Genomic DNA, 20,345 nt, shown 5'->3' on the forward strand with positions numbered 1-20,345 from the left:
AGGGTACGCGGGCGGGCACGGGCACCGCGTGGCCGTGCCACCGGTTCGGCGCAGCCGTATCCGACGGTCCGTCAGATCACCATTGGACAGGTTTGTCTGACTATGTTCAGGATCGTGGCCATGCGTGGATTCCTGACTTCCTCGATCGGCGTCACCTGCGCCGCGATGCTCGTGCTCCCGCTGACCCCACTGACCCCGCCGACGGCCTCCGCGGCCGCCGCCGTGACGGCCGCCGTGGCGGCCGCGCACCCGGGGGGCACCCGCTCACTGCCCCTCGTCCCCCTGTCCCGGGAGCGCCGCCTCGCCGCCGCCCCGGAACAGGGGCTGTACCGGGCGGGCGGCGAACGCTTCTCGCTGCTCGGGGTGGTGTGGGACGACCCCGGCACCGAACTGCACGGCCGGGTCCAGGTACGCACGCGCTCGGCCGCGACGCGGACCTGGTCGGGCTGGCAGGACGTCGGGACACAGGCCGCCGGCCACGGCCCCGACCCGGGCTCGGCGGAGCGGACCTCGCGGCGGGTGCGCGGGGCGACCGCGCCGCTGTGGGTGGGGACGTCGGACGGCGTGGACGTACGGGTCCGCGCCACGAGCGCGGCCGCACCGGGCCGTCGTACGTCGGCCGGACCGCACGAGTCCCTCCCGTCCGGCCTGCGGCTGGAGTTGGTCGACCCCGGGGACGGAACGCCGCCCCCGGGCGCGCCGGCCGACGTGCCCCCCGCCGGTGCGGCCACCGGCGCGGCGCGCGCGGCCCTCGCCGCCAACGCCGACCTCACCGGCTTCGGCGCCCTGGAGATCCCGGAGCTGGACAGGCGGGCCACCGAGCAGGAACTCGCCCGGCTGCGGGGCCCGGTGTCCGCGACGCCGTACATCGGTCCGCGCCCGAGGATCGTCACCCGGCGGGGCTGGGGCGCGGACGAGTCGCTGCGCGAGGCAGGGTTCGGCTACACGAAGAAGGTCAAGGCGGTGTTCCTGCACCACACGGGCTCGGGCAACCAGTACGACTGTTCCCAGGCCCCCTCCGTCATCCGCAGTATCTACCGCTACCACGTCGCGAGCATGGGCTGGCGGGACATCGGCTACGACTTCCTCGTCGACAAGTGCGGAACCATCTACGAGGGCCGGGCCGGGGGAGTGGCGAAGGCGGTCCTCGGCGCGCACACCCTCGGGTTCAACGGCGACAGCACGGGCATCGCCGTGATCGGCACGTTCGAGACGGCGAAGCCGCCCGGCGCGGTGGTCACCGCCATCGCCCGGCTCACCGCGTGGAAGCTCGGATTCTACGGAGGTGATCCGCGCGGAAGGACATATCTCACTTCGGCCGGTGGCAACCTCTACCCCGAGGGTAAGAACGTACGGCTGAACGTGATCTCCGGCCATCGGGACGGGTTCGCCACCGAGTGCCCCGGCACGTCGCTTTACGCCAGCCTCGGTACGGCACGTTCCCGCGCGGCGCGCTACCAGGGGCGCTGAACGCGCCGTCCCGGGCGTGTCGGCGGGGGCGTGCGTTCACCGCCGACGGCGGGGCTCGCCGGTCTCACACCGTTATATTACCGATCTCGTGGAAAACCACGGGGCCGTCAAGGGCGCCGTCGCTACGGTCTGCATACACTGACCGGCCGAAACCGAAACGAGTAAGAACGACTAGTTCGACCGGTCCCGGCAGGAAGAAAGCAGAGACGACAGGTGACAGAAGCGATCCTCCTGGTCGGTGGCAAGGGCACCCGACTGCGTCCGCTCACGGTGCACACACCCAAGCCCATGGTCCCGGCCGCCGGCGTGCCGTTCCTCACGCACCAGCTGGCACGGGCCAAGGCGGCGGGCGTGGACCACATCGTCCTCGCCACCAGCTATCTGGCCGAGGTCTTCGAGCCGTACTTCGGCGACGGCTCCGCCCTCGGCCTGACCATCGAGTACGTGACGGAGGAGGAACCCCTCGGCACCGGCGGTGCCATCCGCAACGTCGCCTCGCGTCTGCACTCCGGCCCCGACGAGCCGGTCCTGATCTTCAACGGCGACATCCTCACGGGTCTGGACATCAAGGCGCTGGTCGACACCCACGAGTCGACGGGCGCGGACGTCTCCCTGCATCTGACGAAGGTGTCGGACCCGCGCGCCTTCGGCCTGGTCCCGACCGACGAGACGGGCAAGGTGCTGGCCTTCCTGGAGAAGCCGCAGACGCCCGAGGAGATCGTCACCGACCAGATCAACGCGGGGGCGTACGTCTTCCGCCGCTCGGTCATCGACGCGATCCCGCTGGGCCGCCCGGTGTCGGTGGAACGCGAGACGTTCCCGGACCTGCTGGCCGCGGGCGCCCACCTGCAGGGCATGGTCGACTCCACGTACTGGCTGGACCTCGGCACCCCCGCGGCCTTCGTCCGCGGCTCGGCCGACCTGGTCCTCGGCCACGCCCCGTCCCCGGCCGTCCCCGGCCGCTGCGGCGACCGCCTGGTCCTGCCCACGGCCACGGTGGCGCCCGACGCCAAGCTGACGGGCGGCACGGTGGTGGGCGAGGGCGCGTTCGTGGCCGAGGGCGCGCGTGTCTCCGGCTCGACGATCCTCCCGGGCGCCGTCATCGAACCGGGCGCGGTGATCACCGATTCCCTGATCGGCACGAAGGCCCGCGTCGGCGCACGCTCCGTCCTCACCGGCACGGTCGTCGGCGACGGCGCGGTCGTCGGCCCCGACAACGAGCTGCGCGAGGGAGTCCGGGTGTGGTGCGACGCCCACATCCCGGCGGGCGCGCTCCGCTTCTCCTCGGACCAGTTGGGTCTGGGGCGCCCCACGGACCGCGCCCCCGGCGGGCGCTCCGCGGTTGCGCCCCGGCCCGGGCCTCCGGCGCCCCCGGCGCCCGCCGGGCCGGCACATGACCGCTGAGCAGGATCAGCCGGGCCGCCCGGTGGCGCTGCCCGGCATACGGCTGAAGCAGGCGCAGCATCTCCGCGTCGTCGGCATCGCGGTCCCCGGCCAGCGCCCACCCCACGATCCCCGGCAGATGCAGGTCCCCGACCGTCACCGCGTCCGCCGCCCCGTGACTGCGCTGGACCACCTCGGCCGACGTCCACGGCCCGATCCCCGGTACGACCTCCAGCCGCGCCTGCGCCTCGTCCGCCGGCATCCCCACCGCCTGCTCCAGCCGCGCGGCGACCCGTACGGCCCGCAGGATCGTGGACGCCCGCTTGTCGTCGACCCCGGCGCGATGCCACTCCCAGGACGGAATCAGCGCCCAGGCGCGCGGCGCCGGCATCACCCACATCGGCCGTTCGAACGCCCCGGCAGGCCCCGGCGCCGGCTCCCCGAACCTCCGTACGAGCAACCGCCACGCCCGGTACGCCTCGTCGGTCGTGACCTTCTGCTCCAGCACCGACGGGATCAACGACTCCAGCACCAGCCCGGTCCGCGTCAGCCGCAGGCCCGGGCGCCGGTGCCGCGCCAGGGCCACCACCCGGTGCCGCGGCACGAACGCCTCCGGATCGTCGGCCGCGCCGAGCAGCCCGGGCAGCCCCTCCAGCAGCCACTGGGCACCCGGCCCCCACGCCTCGCCGAGCACCTCGCCGCCGTGCGCGCGCACCCGCAGCGTGCCCGGCCCGGCGGGCGTACGGCTGGCCCGCCACACGGAGCCGTCCGGGGTGGCCCGGAACGTGGGGTCGGCGGGCCCGCGCCGCAGCGGTCCCAGCACCAGTGCGAGGTCGAGCGGCCCGTTCGGCACCCACCGCCGTACCCGCGCGGGCTCCGCCGCCTGCCGCGGTATCCCCGCGGCCCCGCGCGCGGGCACGCCGGCATGGCCGCCGCGCACGGTCGCGCGCGTGGGCCGCTGAGTGAAACGTCCTGCCACGAGTGAGATCCCAGGGGAGCCGGTGTTGTCCTACTGGCCGTCCTACGAGACTAGGCGGTGCGCGAGGGCTACGGCGGCGTACGCCGCACTCACCGCACCTCGATGAACGCCCCCGCCTCCCGCTCCGGCCGCGGGCGCGGCTCCTCGGCGCCGTGGCCGACGGCCACGGCGCCCATGGGATCCCAGTGGGCCGGCAGCGCGAGCGCCTCGCGCACCACGTCCGGGCAGAACATCGTGGACGACACCCACGCCGAGCCCAGCCGCTCCCCGGCCAGCGCGACGAGGAAGTTCTGCACGCCCGCGCCCATCGCGACGACGAACATCTCCCGCTCGGCGTCGTCCCGCCGCGCGTCCCCGTAGTGGTGCGAGCCGTCCATGACGAGGCACGGGACGACCAGGTACGGCGCGTCCCGCAGGATGTCGCCGCGGCGCACGCGCCTGGCGATGGACTCCTCGCTCTTGCCGTCCCGGCGCAGGTCGGCGATCCAGGCGTCCCGCATCGCGTCCAGCAGCCGTACCCGCGATTCCTCGGACTCCAGCAGCACGAACCGCCAGGGCGTGGTGTGGTGCGGGGCCGGCGCGGTCACCGCCGCCGCCACCGCGCGCCGTACCGCGCCGGGGTCCACGGGCCGGTCGGTGAAGGCACGGACCGTGCGCCGCTGGGTGACCGCCTCGCGGACCGCCTCGGAGGTGCCGAGCCGGAACATGTCGTCCCGCGCGGTGCGTACCAGCGCCCGCGCACCCTCGGCGTCGTCCCGGTCCAGCACATGCGGCAGGCCGCGTACGACGGCTACCGGCCGCCCGGCCGCCTTGCCCTTGACCAGGTCGCCCGCGGCGGCCAGTTCGTCCGCCGTGGCCACGATCGTCGCGCTGAGCGGATTGCCGTACGCGTCGGTGCCGCCGCGCAGGTCGTCCAGCACGCGCACGCCGGCGGCGCCGATCGCCACGTCGGTGAGCCCCGAGCGCCAGGGCCGCCCGAAGGTGTCGGTGACGACCACGCCCACGTCGACGCCGAGGGCGGCGCGCAGGCCGGCGCGGATCTCGCGCGCGGACGCGTCCGGGTCCTCGGGCAGCAGGAGCACCGTGCCCGCCGGGGTGTTGGAGGCGTCGACCCCGGCGGCGGCCATGACCAGGCCCTGCCGGTTCTCGACGATGCGGAGGGTGCCGCGGCGGGCCACCACCCGGACCGTCTCGGCGTCGATCGCCGCCTCCCGGTCGGCAGCCTCCATGATCCGGCCCTCGGCCTTGGAGACGATCTTGGAGGTGACCAGCAGGACGTCGCCGTCGGCCAGGCCCGGCTCGGCGGCGGCGATCAGCTTGGCGAGGTCGTCGCCCGGCTGCACCTCGGGGATGCCGGACAGGGCCCGGACCGTGTACTGCGGGTACTCCGGGCAGTCCTCGCTCACGCTGTCCGCACCTCCTCGGCCAGCGCCAGCGCCTCGCGCGCCATCTGCGCGGCCGCGTCGACGTCGGTCATCATCAGCGGCACGGCCCGGCAGCGGATGCCGTCGGCCTCGACCCGCCCGACGGCGGACGCGTCCACGGTGTCGACCAGCCAGCCGTCCAGCAGACCGGAGCCGTAGTGCTCGGCGACGGCGGCGGCCGTGGACTGGACGCCGACCGCGGCGAGCACCTTGTCGGCCATCCCGCGCACGGGCGCGTCCCCGACGATGGGGGACAGGCCGATCACCGGCACGCCCGCGTCCGCGATGGCCTCCCGGATGCCGGGCACGGCGAGGATGGTGCCGATGGAGACGACCGGGTTGGACGGCGGGAAGAGGATGACGTCCGCCGCGGCGATGGCCTCGAGGACCCCGGGCGCCGGCTTGGCCTGCTCGGCGCCGACGGGCACGATCGCCTCCGCCGGGACCTCGGCGCGCAGCCGTACCCAGTACTCCTGGAAATGGACCGCCTTGCGCTCGCCGTCCACCTCGACGGCCACATGTGTCTCCACGCGGTCGTCGGTCATCGGGATCAGCTTCACGCCCGGCTCCCAGCGGGCGCACAGCGCCTCGGTGACCGCGCTGAGCGGATAGCCCGCGCCGAGCATCTGGGTCCGCACGATGTGCGTGGCGAAGTCCCGGTCGCCGAGGCCGAACCACTCGGGCCCGACCCCGTAGGCCGCCAGCTCCTCCTTGACGCGGAACGTCTCGTCGGTCCGCCCCCAGCCCTGCTCCTCGTTGATGCCGCCGCCCAGCGTGTACATCACCGTGTCGAGGTCCGGGCAGACCTTCAGCCCGAAGAGATGGATGTCGTCGCCGGTGTTGCCGATCACCGTCACGTCCGCGTCCGGCACGGCCCGCTTCAGACCGCGAAGGAAACGGGCACCGCCGATGCCGCCTGCCAGAACCACAATGCGCATGGGACCAAGTCTGGCAGGCGGGTACGACAACGCGTCAGGCAGTCGCCGGACGCGCGCCGGTCGGGATTCGGGCCGTCACGCGGTCACGCCGTCAAGCCATCACGCTCACGCCGTCACGCGGTGACCGGGCGCGGCTCGGTGCGCCCCTCGCAGTTGGGGGAGGCGTGCATGGGCATCTCGGTCAGGCCCGGGTAGTACACGTGCAGGCTGACCGCCGGCTCGAGCGCGTCGTTGACGACCTCGTGGACGTACCCCGGCGCGAACACCCGCTGGGCGCCCGCCGTCAACGCGCGCGTGCCGCGCCCGGTGCGCTCGGTGAGGGCGCCCTCCAGGACGGTGAGGACACCGGAGGAGCGGCCGTGGTCGTGCAGCCCGCTGCCCTGTCCCGGCACCCAGGACAGCAGCCACACCTCGTAGCCGGGGCCGGTGCGCAGCCGGTGGTACCAGCGGGTCGTCGCGTCGTAGCGGACCAGGTGGGCCCACTGGGAGCGGTCGGCGGCGATCGCGCGGGCGAGGCCCACGAACTCGGCGACGGTGGCCGGGTGCTCGCGCGGCGGCTGGAGCAGGTGCGGGACCTCGAGGATGTCGCCGGCGATCTGGAGATCGTTGTCGCTGTTCATGGGTGTGCTGGTTCCTCGGTGAAGGAAGGCCGGTGGGAACGGGGAACAGGAACCGCGTCCCAGGGGGACACGGCCTGCAGCTGGAGCGAGGTGTGGCTCAACAGCTGGAACAGCAACAACAGCTACAGCGCGCCCGGGCAGCACCGAGGGACCCGGCGGTGCGGGTCGAGGTGGGAGCCAAGTGCGCGAGCATGCCCACTAGGACAGCGGTTCACACCTGTGCTGTCAACTCGGCGCCCGATATATGGGACACGCTTCACCTCATCCGGTTCTTCTGTCAGGTGAAAGGTTTGTTCACCCGGACCTCCGGACACATGCGGCACAACCGAGCGCTCAAGCCTCGTTGCAACGCGATCGAACGCGGAGCCGTCCTTCTTCGTACAGAGGTGTGTACGGGTTCGACCGCCCCTCGGGCCTCGACTGCGTGTCAAGGTATATGGCGATTTGAACACTTTCCGCACGGCCTTGGTTCCGCAGAGTGAATAACGGGCCCAATAGCAGATCTCGGCTTGACTCGCCCGGAGCAGCACACTTGTAATTTCACTCGTGTCGTTCAGCCGAAATCGGTAACGGCTGACGCACGGGGACGCGAAAGACAGACGAGGGGCGCACATGACCGAGCTGGTGCAGCAACTGCTGGTCGACGACGCGGACGAGGAACTCGGCTGGCAGGAGCGCGCGCTGTGCGCCCAGACCGACCCCGAGTCCTTCTTCCCCGAGAAGGGCGGCTCCACCAGAGAGGCGAAGAAGGTCTGCCTCGCCTGCGAGGTCCGCTCCGAATGCCTCGAGTACGCCCTCGCCAACGACGAGCGCTTCGGCATCTGGGGCGGCCTGTCCGAGCGGGAGCGCCGCCGCCTGAAGAAGGCCGCCGTTTGATCACACATCCACACGAAAACGTCACGAACGGCCCGTCGCCAGTAGGTTGTCCACAGGCGGCGGGCCGTCGTCATGGGCAGCCGATAGTGTGGGCGCTCGTCCGAGACACCCCGCCGTCCCCGCACGGCACGGGTGTCCACCGCAGTCCATCGAACCGGGGCCCGTACCTCGATGTCCGTGCACAGCCACACGGCAGCCCAAGACCCTGCTGCCACGCCTGAGTTCCCGCGTCATGTCGTCACCGCGGTCCTCGTCGCCCACGACGGTGCCCGCTGGCTGCCCGACGCCCTCGCCGGGCTGCTCGGCCAGGAGCGCCCGGTCCAGCACGCGGTCGCGGCCGACACCGGCAGCGCGGACGACTCCGCCCGGCTGCTCACCGAAGCCCTCGGCGACGGCAACGTCCTGCACCTCGCCCGCCGCACCGGCTTCGGCCAGGCCGTGGAGGAGGCGAGCCGCACCGCCCCGCTCCTCACCCCGGAAGAGCTGCCGTACCTCAAACGCCCGAGCGGCTGGGACCCGGTCACCCGCTCCTGGCGCGACGACGCCTACGACCTGCCCGAACTCCCGCACGGCGACCCCGTCCAGTGGCTCTGGCTGCTGCACGACGACAGCGCCCCCGAACCCGACGCCCTCGCCCAGCTGCTGCGGGTCATCGAGAACGAACTCGAGCTGGGCCGCGACGACGTGGCGGTCGTCGGCCCCAAACTGCGCGGCTGGTACGACCGCCGGCAACTGCTCGAGGTCGGCGTCTCCATCGCCAACTCCGGCCGCCGCTGGACCGGCCTGGACCGCCGCGAACAGGACCAGGGCCAGCACGACCACGTGCGCACCGTGCTGTCGGTGTCCACCGCCGGCATGCTCATCCGGCGAGACGTCTTCGAGCAGCTCGGCGGCTTCGACCGCAGGCTGCCCCTGATGCGCGACGATGTCGACCTGTGCTGGCGCGCCCACACCGCCGGCCACCGCGTCCTCATCGCCCCCGAAGCGGTCGTACGGCACGCCGAGGCCGCCTCCCGCGAGCGCCGCACCGTCGACTGCGTGGGCCGCACCGCCGCCTCCCCGCACAAGGTCGACAAGGCCGGCGCCGTCTACACGCTCCTCGCCAACACCCGCGGCGCCGCGCTGCCCTGGGTGCTGCTCCGGCTCGTCATCGGCACCGTCCTGCGGACCGTCGCCTACCTCGTCGGCAAGGTCCCGGGCCAGGCCGTCGACGAGATCCGCGGCCTGCTGAGCACCCTGCTGCGCCCCGAGCGGATCATCGCCGCCCGGCGTCGCCGCGGCCCCTCGCAGATCGACAAGGGTGAACTGCGCCAGCTCCTGCCACCGCCCGGCGCCACCGTCCGGGCCACCGTCGAGCAGATCGCGGGCAACTTCTCCGGCGGCTCCGACCCCGACACCTCCTCCGCCGGCCGGCACGGCGGCGCGGTGGAGTCCGGGCCCGGCGGCGACGACGCCGAGTTCCTGGAGGTCGAGCAGTTCGCCCGGCTCAAGCGGATCGCCCGCAAGCCCGGCCCGGTGCTCTTCCTCGCGCTGCTGCTCATCTCCCTGGCCGCCTGCCGCGCCCTGCTCGGCAGCGGCGCGCTCACCGGCGGCGCCCTGCTGCCCGCCCCGGCCGGCGTCGGCGAGCTGTGGTCCCGCTTCGCCGACTCCTGGCACCCGGTGGGCGCGGGCGGCACCCCGCCCGCGCCGCCCTACCTCGCGATCGTCGCGACGCTCGCCACGATCCTGTTCGGCTCCACCGGGCTCGCGGTCACCGTCCTGCTGGTCGCCTCGGTGCCGCTCGCCGGCTTTACCGCCTACTTCGCCTCCCGGCCGCTCGTCACCTCCCGGCTGCTGCGCGCGTGGGCGGCCATCGCCTACGCCTTCCTGCCCGCCACCACCGGCGCCCTGGCCGGCGGCCGCATCGGCACCGCCGTCCTCGCCGTGCTGCTGCCGCTCATCGCGCGCGCGGGCATCGCCGCGAGCGGCCTCGCGAACCGCTCCGGCGCACGCGGCAGTTGGCGCGCCACCTGGGCATACGCCCTTCTGCTGACCATCACCACCGCCTTCACGCCGATCGTGTGGCCCATCGCGCTGCTCCTCGGCCTCGGCGTGCTGGTCCTGCGCCGCGGCGACCTCGTCGCCCATGCCCTGCGCTTCCTCGCCCAGCTCGGCACCCCGCTGCTGCTCCTCGCCCCCTGGTCGCTGACCCTCCTGCCGGCCGGCTTCTTCAAGGAAGCCGGCCTGGACTACGGCCCCTCGACCGCCTCCGCGCTCGACCTGCTCGGCGCCAGCCCCGGCGGAGCGGGCACCGTGCACGGCCTGATGCTCCTCGGCATCGTCCTCGCCGCACTCGCCGCGCTCCTGCGCTCCGAGCGCCATCTGGGCATCCGCACCGCCTGGGCCGTCGCCCTCGTCGGCCTCGTCTTCGCCGCCTTGTCCAACCGGTCCGCCTGGGCCGGACCGGCCACCCTCGTCTACGGCATCGCCCTGCTGTCCGCCGCCGCCCTCGGCGCCGACGGCGCACGCTCGCGTGTGGCCGAGCAGAGCTTCGGCTGGCGCCAGCCCGTCGCCGCCCTGATCGCCTTCGCCTCCGCCGCGGGCCCGCTGCTCGTCGCCGCCGGCTGGATGATCGGCGGCGCCGGCGGCCCCCTGGAGCGTCGCGACCCGACCCAGGTGCCCGCGTTCGTCGCCGAGGACTCCACCACCGGCGACCGGGCCCGCACCCTGATCCTCGACAGCGACTCCACCGCGCGCGTGCGCTACACCCTGGTCCGCGGCTCCGGCGCCCGCATGGGCGATGCCGAACTCGGCGCCGCCGACGGCGAGAACGCCCGGCTGGACAAGATCGTCGCCAACCTCGTCGCCGGCTCCGGCGCCGACCAGGCCGACCAGCTCGGCGGCTTCGCCGTGCGCTACGTCCTCGTCCACAAGGGCGCGCCCCGCGACTTCACCCGCGTCCTCGACGCCACGCCCGGCCTGACCCGGCTCAGCCAGCAGGGCGGCAGCGCCCTGTGGCGTGTCGACCAGGAGGTCTCCCGCGCCACCATCGTCCCGGCGGGCGGCTCGGGCACCGCCCAGCCGGTCAGCGCGGGACCGGTGGAGATCCACACGACGGTCCCGGCGGGCGCCGACGGCCGCGTCCTGCGCCTCGCCGACACCGCCTCCGCCGGCTGGACGGCCACCCTGGACGGCAAGCCGCTCACCCGCACCACGGTCGACGGCTGGGCCCAGGGCTTCCAACTGCCCGCGTCCGGCGGCAGGCTGGACGTCACCTACGACGACCCCATCACCCACACCGCCTGGCTGTGGGCCCAGGGCGCGCTCGCCGTCGTCCTGGTCGTCCTCGCCCTGCCCGGCCGCCGCCGTGACGTCGACGACGACATGCCCGAGGCGGAGCCCCTGCCCGCCCAGGCCGCCACGGGCGAGGGCCGCCGCGCCCGCCGCCTGCGCGCCCAGGCCGAGGAGCAGGCCGCGGAGCAGGCCACGGAGCAGCAGGAGGAGCAGGCCGCCGCGCCCGCGATGCCGCAGGAGCCCCCGGCGGCCGCGGCCGTACCCCACCAGCAGCCCTACGGCGACTGGGACCAGGCCGCCTACGCGAACACCGGCTACGACGGCTACGACGGCTACGCGGCCGACCAGTTCCAGCCCGGCGGGCAGTACCAGACCCCCGGTTACGACCAGCAGGCCTACGCGCACGACCCGTACCAGACGGGCCAGTACGACCCGTACGCCTACGGCGGCACGGCCGAGCAGATGCCGTACGACCCGACGGCCTACCAGCAGGGCTACGACCCGGCGTACGACCCCGCCCAGCAGGGCTACGACCCGGCCCAGCACCCCCACGGCACCGGCAGCGAGCGCCCCGACGGGAGCCAGCAGTGAACCGCACCACCCTGTCCCTGATCGCCGGCACCACCGCGCTGGCCGCCATCACCGCGTTCGCCGCGCTCGACGGCCCGTCCGCCTCCGGCGCCGCCGCGTCCAGAGCGGCCGCCAACCTCCCCGTGGAGCGCACGAGCCTGCTCTGCCCGGCACCGAGCATCTCGGACATCGCCGACACGTCGTACACCTCGTTCACGCCCGTCACCGAGGGCACGACGAGCAGTGGCACGGCCCAACTCCAGGCGGCCGCCGAGCAATCGGCGGACGGCACGGGCAACTCCCAGTCCGGCGGCTCCCAGACGGGCAAGGGATCCAAGGGCGCCAAGGGATCCCAGGGAGCCAAGGGCGCGAAGAAGACCGCGGTCCAGCCGGTCCTCACCCCCAAGGCGCCCGGCACCCCGGTCACCGGCAACACCTCCGGCTCCGACGGGCCCGCGCTCATCGGCACCGCCGACGGCAAGTACGCGCCCGGCTGGAGCGTCCAGGAGACCACCGAGGTGGCCGCCGGCACCGGCCGTGGTCTCCTGGGCGTCAACTGCAGCGCCGCGGACACCGAGTTCTGGTTCCCGGGCGCCAGCACGTCCGCCGACCGCACCGACTACGTGCACCTGACCAACCCCGACGACTCCGCCGCCGTCGTCGACATCGAGCTGTACGGCAAGGACGGCGCGATCAAGTCCCCGCTCGGCGAGAACCTCACGGTCCCGCCGCACGCGAGCAAGCCGATCCTGCTCTCCACGCTCACCGACGAACGGCAGCCCGACCTGACCGTGCACGTCAGCGTGCGCAGCGGCCGGGTCGGTGCGGCCGTACAGGCCCTGGACGACAAGGCGGGCGGCGACTGGCTGGCCGCGGCCGCCGACCCGGCCCCCAGCCTCGTCCTGCCCGGCATCCCCAAGGACGCCACCGACGTCCGGCTGATCGCCTTCACCCCCGGCGGCGACGACGCCGACCTGAAAGTCCGCCTGGCCTCGCCCGGCGGCCTGATCACCCCGGCCGGCAACGAGACCCTGCACGTGAAGTCCGGCATGACGACCACGGCCGATCTCGGCGCCGTCACCCGCGGCGAGGCGGGCTCCCTGGTGCTGACCCCCACGGACCAGCAGGTCCCCATCGTGGCGGCGCTCCAGGTCGTCCGCGGCAAGGGCGACAAGCAGGAGACGGCCTTCATCCCGGCCACCGCCCCCGTCGGCACGCGCGCGACGTCGGCCGACAACAGCGCCAAGGGCACCACCCTCGCCCTGACCGCGCCCACCGCCACGGCCACGGTCAAGGTCACCGCCTCGGCGGGCAGTGACGGCGGCACGGCGGCGACGAAGACGTACACGATCAAGTCCGGCACGACCCAGAACGTCGACGCCCCCGTCCCCTCCGGCCTCCAGGGCACCTACGCCCTCACCGTCGAGACCACCTCGGGCGGCCCGGTCTACGCCTCCCGCACCCTGACGGCCACAGAAGGGGGAGTCCCCGGCTTCACGGTCCAGACCCTGCCGAACGACCGCGGGATGGTCGCCGTGCCGCAGACGGGTGAGGACTTCTCGGTTGTGCAGAAGTGACGTCCCGGTGCTGCGACAGCAGGGCGACGGGGAGCAGGCGGAGTGCGGGAGGAGAGGGCCCGGCCTAATCCTCCCCGTAGCGCGGATCCACGGTCTCCGGAGTCAGCCCCAGCAGCTCGGCAACCTGCTCCACGACCACCTCGTGCACCAGCGCGGCCCGCTCGTCCCGCCCCTTCGTGCGGATCTCCACCGGCCGCCGGTAGACGACGACCCGCGCCCGCCGACCGTCCCGCGCGGGGACGACCCCGCCCAGCGGCACGGCCTCGTCACTCCACACCTGATCGCCCCGCCCGTCCAGGCGGGGCACCTCCAGCACGAGGAAGTCGACGTCGGCGAGCTGCGGCCACCGCCGCTCAAGGCGCTCCACGGAGTCCTGCACCAGGTCCGCGAACACGTCGGCGCGGCTGGCCGCGAGAGGCACCTGCGGCGGTGCGATCGGCCCTCGCATGCCCCGCCCGTGGCGATCACGTCGACGGGGCCCGGGGCCGGCGGCACGAGGCGGTACACGGTTGTCCATCACTGGTGAAGCGTAGTCCCCGCCCGCGCCCCCCGCCCGGCTCCACACGACAACGGTCCCCGGGCCGACCGCGCCTGCCCGCCCCACCGCAAGGGACTCCCCACCCCTTCGATCAACCCTCCCATCAGCCCCCCATCGGCCCTCCCGTCAGCCCTCCGGTCGGTCCTCCGGTCGGTCCTCGGCCGATCAGCTCTGTGCCGATCCGCTCTCTCTGCCGATCGGCCCGCCGCCGATCGGCCCCACCCGCGCCCGTCGGCCGCAACTCGCCCCGTGTCGCAGGATGACCGTTCCGGCCAACGTCTGGCCCGTTTCCGTATCCCTCCAAGACCGCCGAACTCAAGGCAATTGACGGTGTTTGTACCGACTCATGACCGGATCCAATCCCGGCCACGATCCGCCGGGAACCCCGTCCACGCAGGTCAACTGGGCCTCCCCGAAGGGGTGTGTGGGGCGTTTCACAGCACGACACGGTGGAGTGACCTGGTGGAGAGTCGTCGCGGCCCGCTCAAGAGTGCGGTACCGTCCAACGTCGTGAGCCCTGTACGTCGCTGTTCGCGCACCGCCTGCGGCCGACCCGCCGTGGCGACGCTGACGTACGTCTACGCCGACTCGACCGCGGTCCTCGGCCCGCTCGCCACCTACGCCGAACCCCACTGCTACGACCTGTGCGCCGAGCACTCCGAGCGCCTCACCGCCCCGCGCGGCTGGGAAGTCGTACGCCTCCTGGACGGCTCGGCCCCCGCCCGCCCCAGCGGCGACGACCTCGAAGCCCTCGCCAACGCCGTGCGCGAGGCGGCCCGCCCCCAGGAGCGCGCGGCCGAGGCGGGCGGCGGAGCCCGCACGGCGGACCCGATGGAGGTCGCCCGTCGCGGCCATCTCCGGGTCCTGCGCTCCCCGGACAACTGACCATCCTGGTCCGGGGACCCACCCCGGATCCCGGGGGCCGCGCCGGTCACGGCTCAGCTTCCACATGGTGTCCGCATGGTGTCCGCACACCTCGCCCTTACCCCCGACGGGTAGTTTGTGTGCACCCATAGAACTTTCAGGAGGGTTGGCCGTGGCTGTTGATCTGTCGCAGATCGTGAAGGCGTACGACGTACGGGGAGTGGTTCCGGACCAGTGGGACGAGACTCTGGCCGGACTCTTCGGCGCCGCCTTCGCGGAGGTGACGGGCGCCGCGGCGATCGTCGTCGGCCATGACATGCGGCCCTCGTCCCCGGGCCTCACCCGCGCCTTCGCGCGCGGCGCGGCGGACCGCGGCGTGGACGTCACCGAGATCGGCCTGTGCTCCACGGACCAGCTGTACTACGCCTCGGGCGCGCTGAACCTGCCCGGCGCCATGTTCACCGCCTCCCACAACCCGGCCCAGTACAACGGCATCAAGCTGTGCCGCGCGGGCGCCGCCCCGGTCGGCCAGGACACCGGCCTCGCGCAGATCCGCGAACTGGTCGAGAAGTGGCTGGAGTCGGGCGCCCCCGAGCCGGCCGCCCAGCCGGGAACCCTGTCGTCGCGCGAGACGTTGACGGACTACGCGGCGCACCTCCTCTCCCTCGTCGACCTGACCTCCATCCGCCCCCTGAAGGTCGTGGTCGACGCCGGCAACGGCATGGGCGGCCACACGGTCCCCACGGTCTTCGCCGGCCTGCCCCTGGACCTCGTCCCGATGTACTTCGAACTGGACGGCACCTTCCCGAACCACGAGGCCAACCCGCTCGACCCGGCCAACCTCGTGGACCTGCAGAAGCGGGTCCGGGAGGAGGGCGCCGACCTCGGTCTCGCCTTCGACGGCGACGCCGACCGCTGCTTCGTCGTGGACGAGAACGGCGACCCGGTCTCCCCGTCCGCGATCACCGCGCTGGTGGCCGACCGGGAGCTGGCCCGCCACGGTGGCCAGGGCACGATCATCCACAACCTGATCACCTCCCGCGCGGTCCCGGAGGTCGTGAAGGAGAACGGCGGCACCCCGGTCCGCACCCGCGTCGGCCACTCCTTCATCAAGGCCGAGATGGCCCGCACCGGCGCGATCTTCGGCGGTGAGCACTCCGCGCACTACTACTTCAAGGACTTCTGGAACGCCGACACGGGCATGCTGGCCGCCCTGCACGTCCTCGCGGCCCTCGGCGGCCAGGACGGCCCCCTCTCCGCCCTCGTGGCCCAGTACGACCGCTACGTCGGCTCCGGCGAGATCAACTCCACCGTCGCCGACCAGGCCGACCGCCTCGCCGCGATCCGCGCCGCGTACGGGAACCGCGCCGACGTCACCCTGGACGACCTCGACGGCCTCACGGTCGCCGCGGCCGACTGGTGGTTCAACGTCCGCCCCTCCAACACGGAGCCCCTCCTGCGCCTGAACGCCGAGGCGAAGGACGAGGCCACGATGGCACAGATCAGGGACGAGGCCCTGACGATCATCAGGGGCTGACAGGGCTGACAGGGCTGACAGGGCTGACAGGGCTGACAGGGCTGGGCCCGGGGTGCCCGGGCCGGCTCGGCGTCCGGCACGGCCGGGCCGGCCCCGCCCTGGCACCTGCAGCCCGGCTCAACCTGCCCAGCAGCGGTACGCTGACCAGCGGCCAAAGAAACCCAGCCCCGAAGGGACACCTCATGCCGCTCGAAGCCGGCCTCCTGGAGATCCTCGCCTGCCCGGCCTGCCACGCCCCCCTCAAGGAGCAGGACACCGAGCTGATCTGCACGGGCCAGGACTGCGGCCTCGCCTACCCCGTCCGCGACGGCATCCCGGTCCTCCTCGTGGACGAGGCCCGCCGCCCCGAGTGACGGTAGAAACCGTGGAGACGAACACGCTCACGGCGTAGCGAACCGGCGCCCACCGCACAGCGAAAGGGCGCCCACCCCTGGAAGGCTCCGCACAGGACCCCGGCGATCGGAGGCTGCCGCCCATGCTGGACGAATCGCTGCTCGACACCCCGGAGGGCCTCGCCGAGGCCGACCGCCGAGGCCTGCTGCGCGGTGCCGCCGAGGCCGGCGCCCGCGTCCGCACCGCCGTCCGGCACGCCACCGAGGCCGGCGTCGGCGACCTCAAGCCCGACGGCCGCCCCCGCGCCGTCCTGATCGCCGGCCCCGGCGCCGCCGCCACCCACACCGCCGACCTGATCGGCGCACTGGCCGGCGTCGGCAGCCCCGTGGTCCGCCTGGACCCCACCGGCGTCGCCCCGGCCGCCGGCGCCCTGCGCTGGGAGCTGCCGGGCTGGGCCGGTTCCGTGGACCTGCTCCTGATCGCCACCCCGGACGGCACCGAACCCAGCCTCTCCCTCCTCACCGACCAGGCCTACCGCCGCGGCTGCTCGGTCGTCGCCGTGGCCCCGCCCCGCACCCCGCTCGCCGAGGCCGTCACCGGAGTGCACGGCCTGTTCGTACCGATGGCGACAGCGCCGTACGACCAGGACGAACCGCTCGCCGCGTCCTCCTCGGGCGTCTTCTGGGCGCTGCTCACCCCGCTGCTGGCCCTGCTGGACCGCATCGGGCTGCTCAGCGCCCCGCCCGATGTGCTCGAGAAGGTCGCCGACCGGCTGGACCACGTCGCCGAGCGCTGCGGCCCCGCCATCGCCACGTACAGCAACCCGGCCAAGACCCTCGCCGCCGAACTCGCCGACGCCCTGCCGGTGGTCTGGACGGAAGGCACCCCGGCGGGTCCCGCCGGACGCCGCTTCGCCGCCGCCCTCGCCGAACTCTCCGGCCGCCCCGCGCTCGTCGCGGAACTCCCCGAGGCGCTCACCGCGCACAGCGCCCTGCTGGCCGGCCCGCTGGCCGCCAGCGCCGACCCCGACGACTTCTTCCGCGACCGTGTGGAGGAGGCGCCCGCGCTGCACGCGCGCGTGGTGCTGCTCCGCGACCGCCCGATCAGCGGCCTCACCGCCGCCCCCGCCGCCCGCGACCTGGCCCTCAGCCACGACACGCCGATCAGCGAACTCGAACCGGAGGAGGGCGGCGAACTCGAGACCCTCGCGGAACTGATCGCCGTCACGGATTTCGCCGCCGTTTACCTGGCGCTCGCTTCGAGGGCCTGATCTGGCTAAGGGCCGGAGCACCCGCGCCCCTGAGCGGCCGACGCCGACCGAGCAGCGTACGGACCGAGCAGCGTACGGACCGAGCAGCGTACGGACCGAGCAGCGTACGGACCGAGCAGCGTACGGACCGAGCAGCGTACGGACCGAGCAGCGTACGGACCGAGCAGCGTGCGGACCGAGCAATGTACGGACCGAGCAATGTACGTACGAACGACAGCGACAGACAGAGAAGACACATACACATGGACCGCCTCGACAACACCATCCGCCCCTACGCCTGGGGTTCCCCGACCGCCATCCCACACCTGACCGGCGTCGAGCCGACCGGTGAACCGCAGGCGGAGATGTGGATGGGCGCACACCCGGGCGCCCCCTCGCGCACCACGCGCGGGAGCCTCGTCGAGGTCATCGACGCGAACCCGGAGGCCGAGCTGGGCAAGGCGGCCGTGGCGAAGTTCGGCCCGCACCTGCCCTTCCTGCTCAAGATCCTCGCGGCCGGCGCGCCCCTCTCCCTCCAGGTGCACCCCAACCTGGAGCAGGCGAAGGAGGGTTACGAGGACGAGGAGCGCCGCGGCATCCCGGCCGATGCCCCGCACCGCAACTACAAGGACGCCAACCACAAGCCCGAACTGATCTGCGCGCTCACCGAGTTCGACGGCCTGTGCGGCTTCCGCGACCCCCTCCAGGCCGCCGGCCTCCTCGCCGGGCTCGGCGTCGACTCCCTCAAGCCGTACGTCGACCTGCTGCACGCCCGCCCCGAGGACGCGGCCCTGCGCGAGGTCCTCACCGCGATCCTCACCGCCGACCCGGAGGAGATGGCACACACGGTCGCCGAGACCACCGCCGCCGCCACCCGCCTCGGCGGCGACTACGCCCCCTACGCCGACCTCGCCCACCACTACCCGGGCGACCCCGGTGTCATCGCGGCCATGCTGCTGAACCACGTCCGCCTGCAGCCCGGCGAGGCCCTGTTCCTCGGCGCCGGCATCCCGCACGCGTACCTGAACGGCCTCGGCGTCGAGATCATGGCCAACTCCGACAACGTGCTGCGCTGCGGCCTGACCCCCAAGCACGTCGACGTCCCCGAACTGCTGCGCATCGTCCGCTTCGAGGCCGGCGACCCGGGCGTGCTGCGCCCCGAGGCCTCCCCGGACGGCGAGGAGGTCTACGAGACGCCGATCGACGAGTTCCGCCTGTCCCGGTACGTGCTCGCCGAGGGCGCCGCCGCTCGCGACCTCGCCCTCGACACCCCGCAGATCCTGCTGTGCACGGCCGGTTCCGTCCGCGCGGGCGAGCACGAGCTGGGACCGGGCCAGTCGGTCTTCGTCCCGGCGGGCGAGAAGGCCGAGGTCTGCGGCGCGGGAACCGTGTTCCGCGCCACTGTGATCGTATGACCGGGGCTGTGGATACCTGACGCACCGGGGCCCGGCCGGGCTGCAAGAATGGCCCACCGGCAAAGGCCGGGCAAAGCCGGGACCCGCCCGGACACGGCGGGCGTACGAGGGCGACAGAGGCGAAGGGACACGCGGACAGATGAGCGCGTCAGGCGGTACGAAGGCGATCGTGGCGGCGCTCGGCGCCAATCTCGCGATCGCGGCATCGAAGTTCGTGGCGTTCGCGTTCAGCGGCTCCTCCTCGATGCTCGCCGAGGGTGTCCACTCGCTCGCCGACTCCGGGAACCAGTTCCTGCTGCTGATCGGCGGCAAGCGCGCGCAGCGCGAGGCCACCGCGCAGCACCCGTTCGGCTACGGCCGCGAGCGCTTCATCTACGCCTTCCTGGTCTCGATCGTGCTCTTCTCCGTCGGCGGCATGTTCGCCATCTACGAGGGCTACGAGAAGATCAGCCACCCGCACGAACTGGAGCACTGGTACTGGCCGGTGGGCGTCCTGGTCTTCGCGGTCATCGCCGAGGGCTTCTCCTTCCGCACGGCGATAAAGGAGTCCAGCGAGCTGCGCGGCAGCCTGTCCTGGGCGCAGTTCATCCGCCGCGCGAAGGCGCCCGAGCTGCCCGTGGTCCTGCTGGAGGACTTCGGCGCGCTCATCGGTCTGGTCCTCGCCCTGCTCGGCGTCGGCCTGTCCGTCCTCACCGGCGACGGCGTCTGGGACGGCATCGGCACCGTCTGCATCGGCGTCCTGCTCGTCTGCATCGCCCTGGTCCTGGCCGCCGAGACCAAGTCGCTGCTGCTCGGCGAGGCCGCGGGCCTGGACGTGATCAAGCAGATCGAGGAGGCGACCGTCGACGGCGACACCGTCACCGGCGTCATCCACATGCGCACGCTGCACCTCGGCCCCGAGGAGCTGCTGGTCGCCGCCAAGATCGCCGTCCAGCACGACGACACGGCCGCCGAGGTCGCGAACGCCATCGACGCCGCCGAGGCCCGCATCCGCGCCGCCGTCCCGATCGCCCGTGTCATCTACCTCGAACCGGACATCTACAGCGAGGCCGAGGCCGCCAAGGGCCCGGACCCGGCGGCCACCCCGGGCGGCCCGAACCCGCACGCGGCCGGCCACTGAGGCCTTCAGCTCCCCACCGGGGCCGCCGGCCAGGCCTGCGCCGGCAAGGATCAGCACGATGCCGAGGAACAGGGCCATGATCAGCAGGAGCGGAACACGCTCCCAGATGACCCGCTGCCCCAGTCCGTACAGGCCGCATGCTGTCGCCTCCCACGGCGGAAGCCCCGTACGCGGCCCTC

At 73.4% G+C, this 20,345-nt stretch carries 14 protein-coding genes and 2 pseudogenes; 11 read left to right on the top strand and 5 right to left on the bottom strand.

The genetic code is table 11. The annotated features are described in order from the left end of the window. Positions 1-102: 102 nt before the first annotated feature. Positions 103-1,470, top strand: coding sequence for a peptidoglycan recognition protein family protein (locus tag A6P39_RS25140; RefSeq protein ID WP_067039024.1), 1,368 nt, complete (start codon positions 103-105; stop codon positions 1,468-1,470). A 213-nt stretch (positions 1,471-1,683) separates the two neighbouring features. Further along, positions 1,684-2,763: pseudogene (locus A6P39_RS25145) on the top strand (sugar phosphate nucleotidyltransferase); the annotation flags it as partial. Positions 2,764-2,833: 70 nt separating this feature from the next. On the opposite strand, the pseudogene A6P39_RS25150 reads toward A6P39_RS25145, so the two are convergent. The 4 genes and pseudogenes from A6P39_RS25150 to A6P39_RS25165 form a co-directional block, all read right to left on the bottom strand. After that, positions 2,834-3,832, bottom strand: a pseudogene (locus A6P39_RS25150) (DNA-3-methyladenine glycosylase family protein); the annotation flags it as partial. A gap of 89 nt (positions 3,833-3,921) precedes the next feature. Further along, on the bottom strand, positions 3,922-5,238 hold the full coding sequence (locus tag A6P39_RS25155) for a coenzyme F420-0:L-glutamate ligase (RefSeq protein WP_067039022.1): 1,317 nt from the start codon (positions 5,236-5,238) through the stop codon (positions 3,922-3,924). Beyond that, a complete protein-coding gene (cofD, locus tag A6P39_RS25160; RefSeq protein ID WP_067039021.1) occupies positions 5,235-6,194 on the bottom strand; it encodes a 2-phospho-L-lactate transferase in 960 nt (319 codons plus the stop codon). The genes A6P39_RS25155 and cofD overlap by 4 nt, the downstream gene beginning before the upstream one ends. 113 nt (positions 6,195-6,307) lie before the next feature. Further along, on the bottom strand, positions 6,308-6,814 hold the full coding sequence (locus tag A6P39_RS25165; protein WP_067039020.1) for a cysteine dioxygenase: 507 nt from the start codon (positions 6,812-6,814) through the stop codon (positions 6,308-6,310). Between the two features lie 612 nt (positions 6,815-7,426). On the opposite strand from A6P39_RS25165, the gene A6P39_RS25170 reads away from it, so the two are divergent. The 3 genes from A6P39_RS25170 to A6P39_RS25180 all read left to right on the top strand — a co-directional run bounded on the left by A6P39_RS25170 (position 7,427) and on the right by A6P39_RS25180 (position 13,110). After that, a complete protein-coding gene (locus A6P39_RS25170; protein WP_003975777.1) occupies positions 7,427-7,690 on the top strand; it encodes a WhiB family transcriptional regulator in 264 nt (87 codons plus the stop codon). 171 nt (positions 7,691-7,861) lie between these two features. Next, positions 7,862-11,554, top strand: a complete 3,693-nt coding sequence (locus tag A6P39_RS25175) for a glycosyltransferase family 2 protein (protein WP_079133067.1) — start codon at positions 7,862-7,864, stop codon at positions 11,552-11,554. Then, complete coding sequence (locus tag A6P39_RS25180) at positions 11,551-13,110, top strand: DUF5719 family protein (protein WP_067039019.1); 1,560 nt, start codon at positions 11,551-11,553, stop codon at positions 13,108-13,110. The genes A6P39_RS25175 and A6P39_RS25180 overlap by 4 nt, the downstream gene beginning before the upstream one ends. Positions 13,111-13,174: 64 nt before the next feature. On the opposite strand, the gene A6P39_RS25185 is transcribed toward A6P39_RS25180, so the two are convergent. Further along, entirely contained in the window at positions 13,175-13,627 is a 453-nt protein-coding gene (locus A6P39_RS25185) for a metallopeptidase family protein (RefSeq protein WP_079133066.1), read from the bottom strand. 483 nt (positions 13,628-14,110) lie between these two features. Here A6P39_RS25185 and A6P39_RS25190 point away from each other — a divergent pair, with 483 nt between their 5' ends. The 6 genes from A6P39_RS25190 (at position 14,111) to A6P39_RS25215 (ending at position 20,166) form a co-directional block, all read left to right on the top strand. Further along, positions 14,111-14,533, top strand: coding sequence for a DUF3499 domain-containing protein (locus A6P39_RS25190; RefSeq protein WP_078967596.1), 423 nt, complete (start codon positions 14,111-14,113; stop codon positions 14,531-14,533). Between the two features lie 151 nt (positions 14,534-14,684). Then, positions 14,685-16,049: a phosphomannomutase/phosphoglucomutase gene (locus A6P39_RS25195; RefSeq protein ID WP_067039017.1), complete on the top strand. Its 1,365-nt coding sequence runs from the start codon at positions 14,685-14,687 to the stop codon at positions 16,047-16,049. A gap of 182 nt (positions 16,050-16,231) precedes the next feature. Beyond that, positions 16,232-16,402 carry a Trm112 family protein gene (locus tag A6P39_RS25200; RefSeq protein WP_014673093.1) on the top strand — a complete coding sequence of 57 codons (171 nt, stop codon included), beginning with the start codon at positions 16,232-16,234 and terminating at the stop codon, positions 16,400-16,402. Between the two features lie 122 nt (positions 16,403-16,524). Beyond that, entirely contained in the window at positions 16,525-17,652 is a 1,128-nt protein-coding gene (locus A6P39_RS25205; RefSeq protein WP_067039016.1) for an SIS domain-containing protein, read from the top strand. A gap of 242 nt (positions 17,653-17,894) precedes the next feature. Further along, positions 17,895-19,046, top strand: coding sequence for a mannose-6-phosphate isomerase, class I (gene manA / locus A6P39_RS25210; protein WP_067039015.1), 1,152 nt, complete (start codon positions 17,895-17,897; stop codon positions 19,044-19,046). A 139-nt stretch (positions 19,047-19,185) separates the two neighbouring features. After that, positions 19,186-20,166: a cation diffusion facilitator family transporter gene (locus A6P39_RS25215; protein WP_067039014.1), complete on the top strand. Its 981-nt coding sequence runs from the start codon at positions 19,186-19,188 to the stop codon at positions 20,164-20,166. The last annotated feature ends 179 nt before the right edge of the window (positions 20,167-20,345 follow it).

The organism is Streptomyces sp. FXJ1.172, from assembly GCF_001636945.3.
Lineage (GTDB): Bacteria > Actinomycetota > Actinomycetes > Streptomycetales > Streptomycetaceae > Streptomyces.

Coding starts and splice junctions, on each gene's coding strand:
- A6P39_RS25170 (WP_003975777.1), top strand. CDS start 7,427: ATGACCGAGCTGGTGCAGCAACTGCTGGTCGACGACGCGGACGAGGAA.
- A6P39_RS25165 (WP_067039020.1), bottom strand. CDS start 6,814: ATGAACAGCGACAACGATCTCCAGATCGCCGGCGACATCCTCGAGGTC.
- A6P39_RS25175 (WP_079133067.1), top strand. CDS start 7,862: ATGTCCGTGCACAGCCACACGGCAGCCCAAGACCCTGCTGCCACGCCT.
- A6P39_RS25140 (WP_067039024.1), top strand. CDS start 103: ATGTTCAGGATCGTGGCCATGCGTGGATTCCTGACTTCCTCGATCGGC.
- manA (WP_067039015.1), top strand. CDS start 17,895: ATGGACCGCCTCGACAACACCATCCGCCCCTACGCCTGGGGTTCCCCG.
- A6P39_RS25200 (WP_014673093.1), top strand. CDS start 16,232: ATGCCGCTCGAAGCCGGCCTCCTGGAGATCCTCGCCTGCCCGGCCTGC.
- A6P39_RS25185 (WP_079133066.1), bottom strand. CDS start 13,627: ATGGACAACCGTGTACCGCCTCGTGCCGCCGGCCCCGGGCCCCGTCGA.
- A6P39_RS25215 (WP_067039014.1), top strand. CDS start 19,186: ATGAGCGCGTCAGGCGGTACGAAGGCGATCGTGGCGGCGCTCGGCGCC.
- cofD (WP_067039021.1), bottom strand. CDS start 6,194: ATGCGCATTGTGGTTCTGGCAGGCGGCATCGGCGGTGCCCGTTTCCTT.
- A6P39_RS25205 (WP_067039016.1), top strand. CDS start 16,525: ATGCTGGACGAATCGCTGCTCGACACCCCGGAGGGCCTCGCCGAGGCC.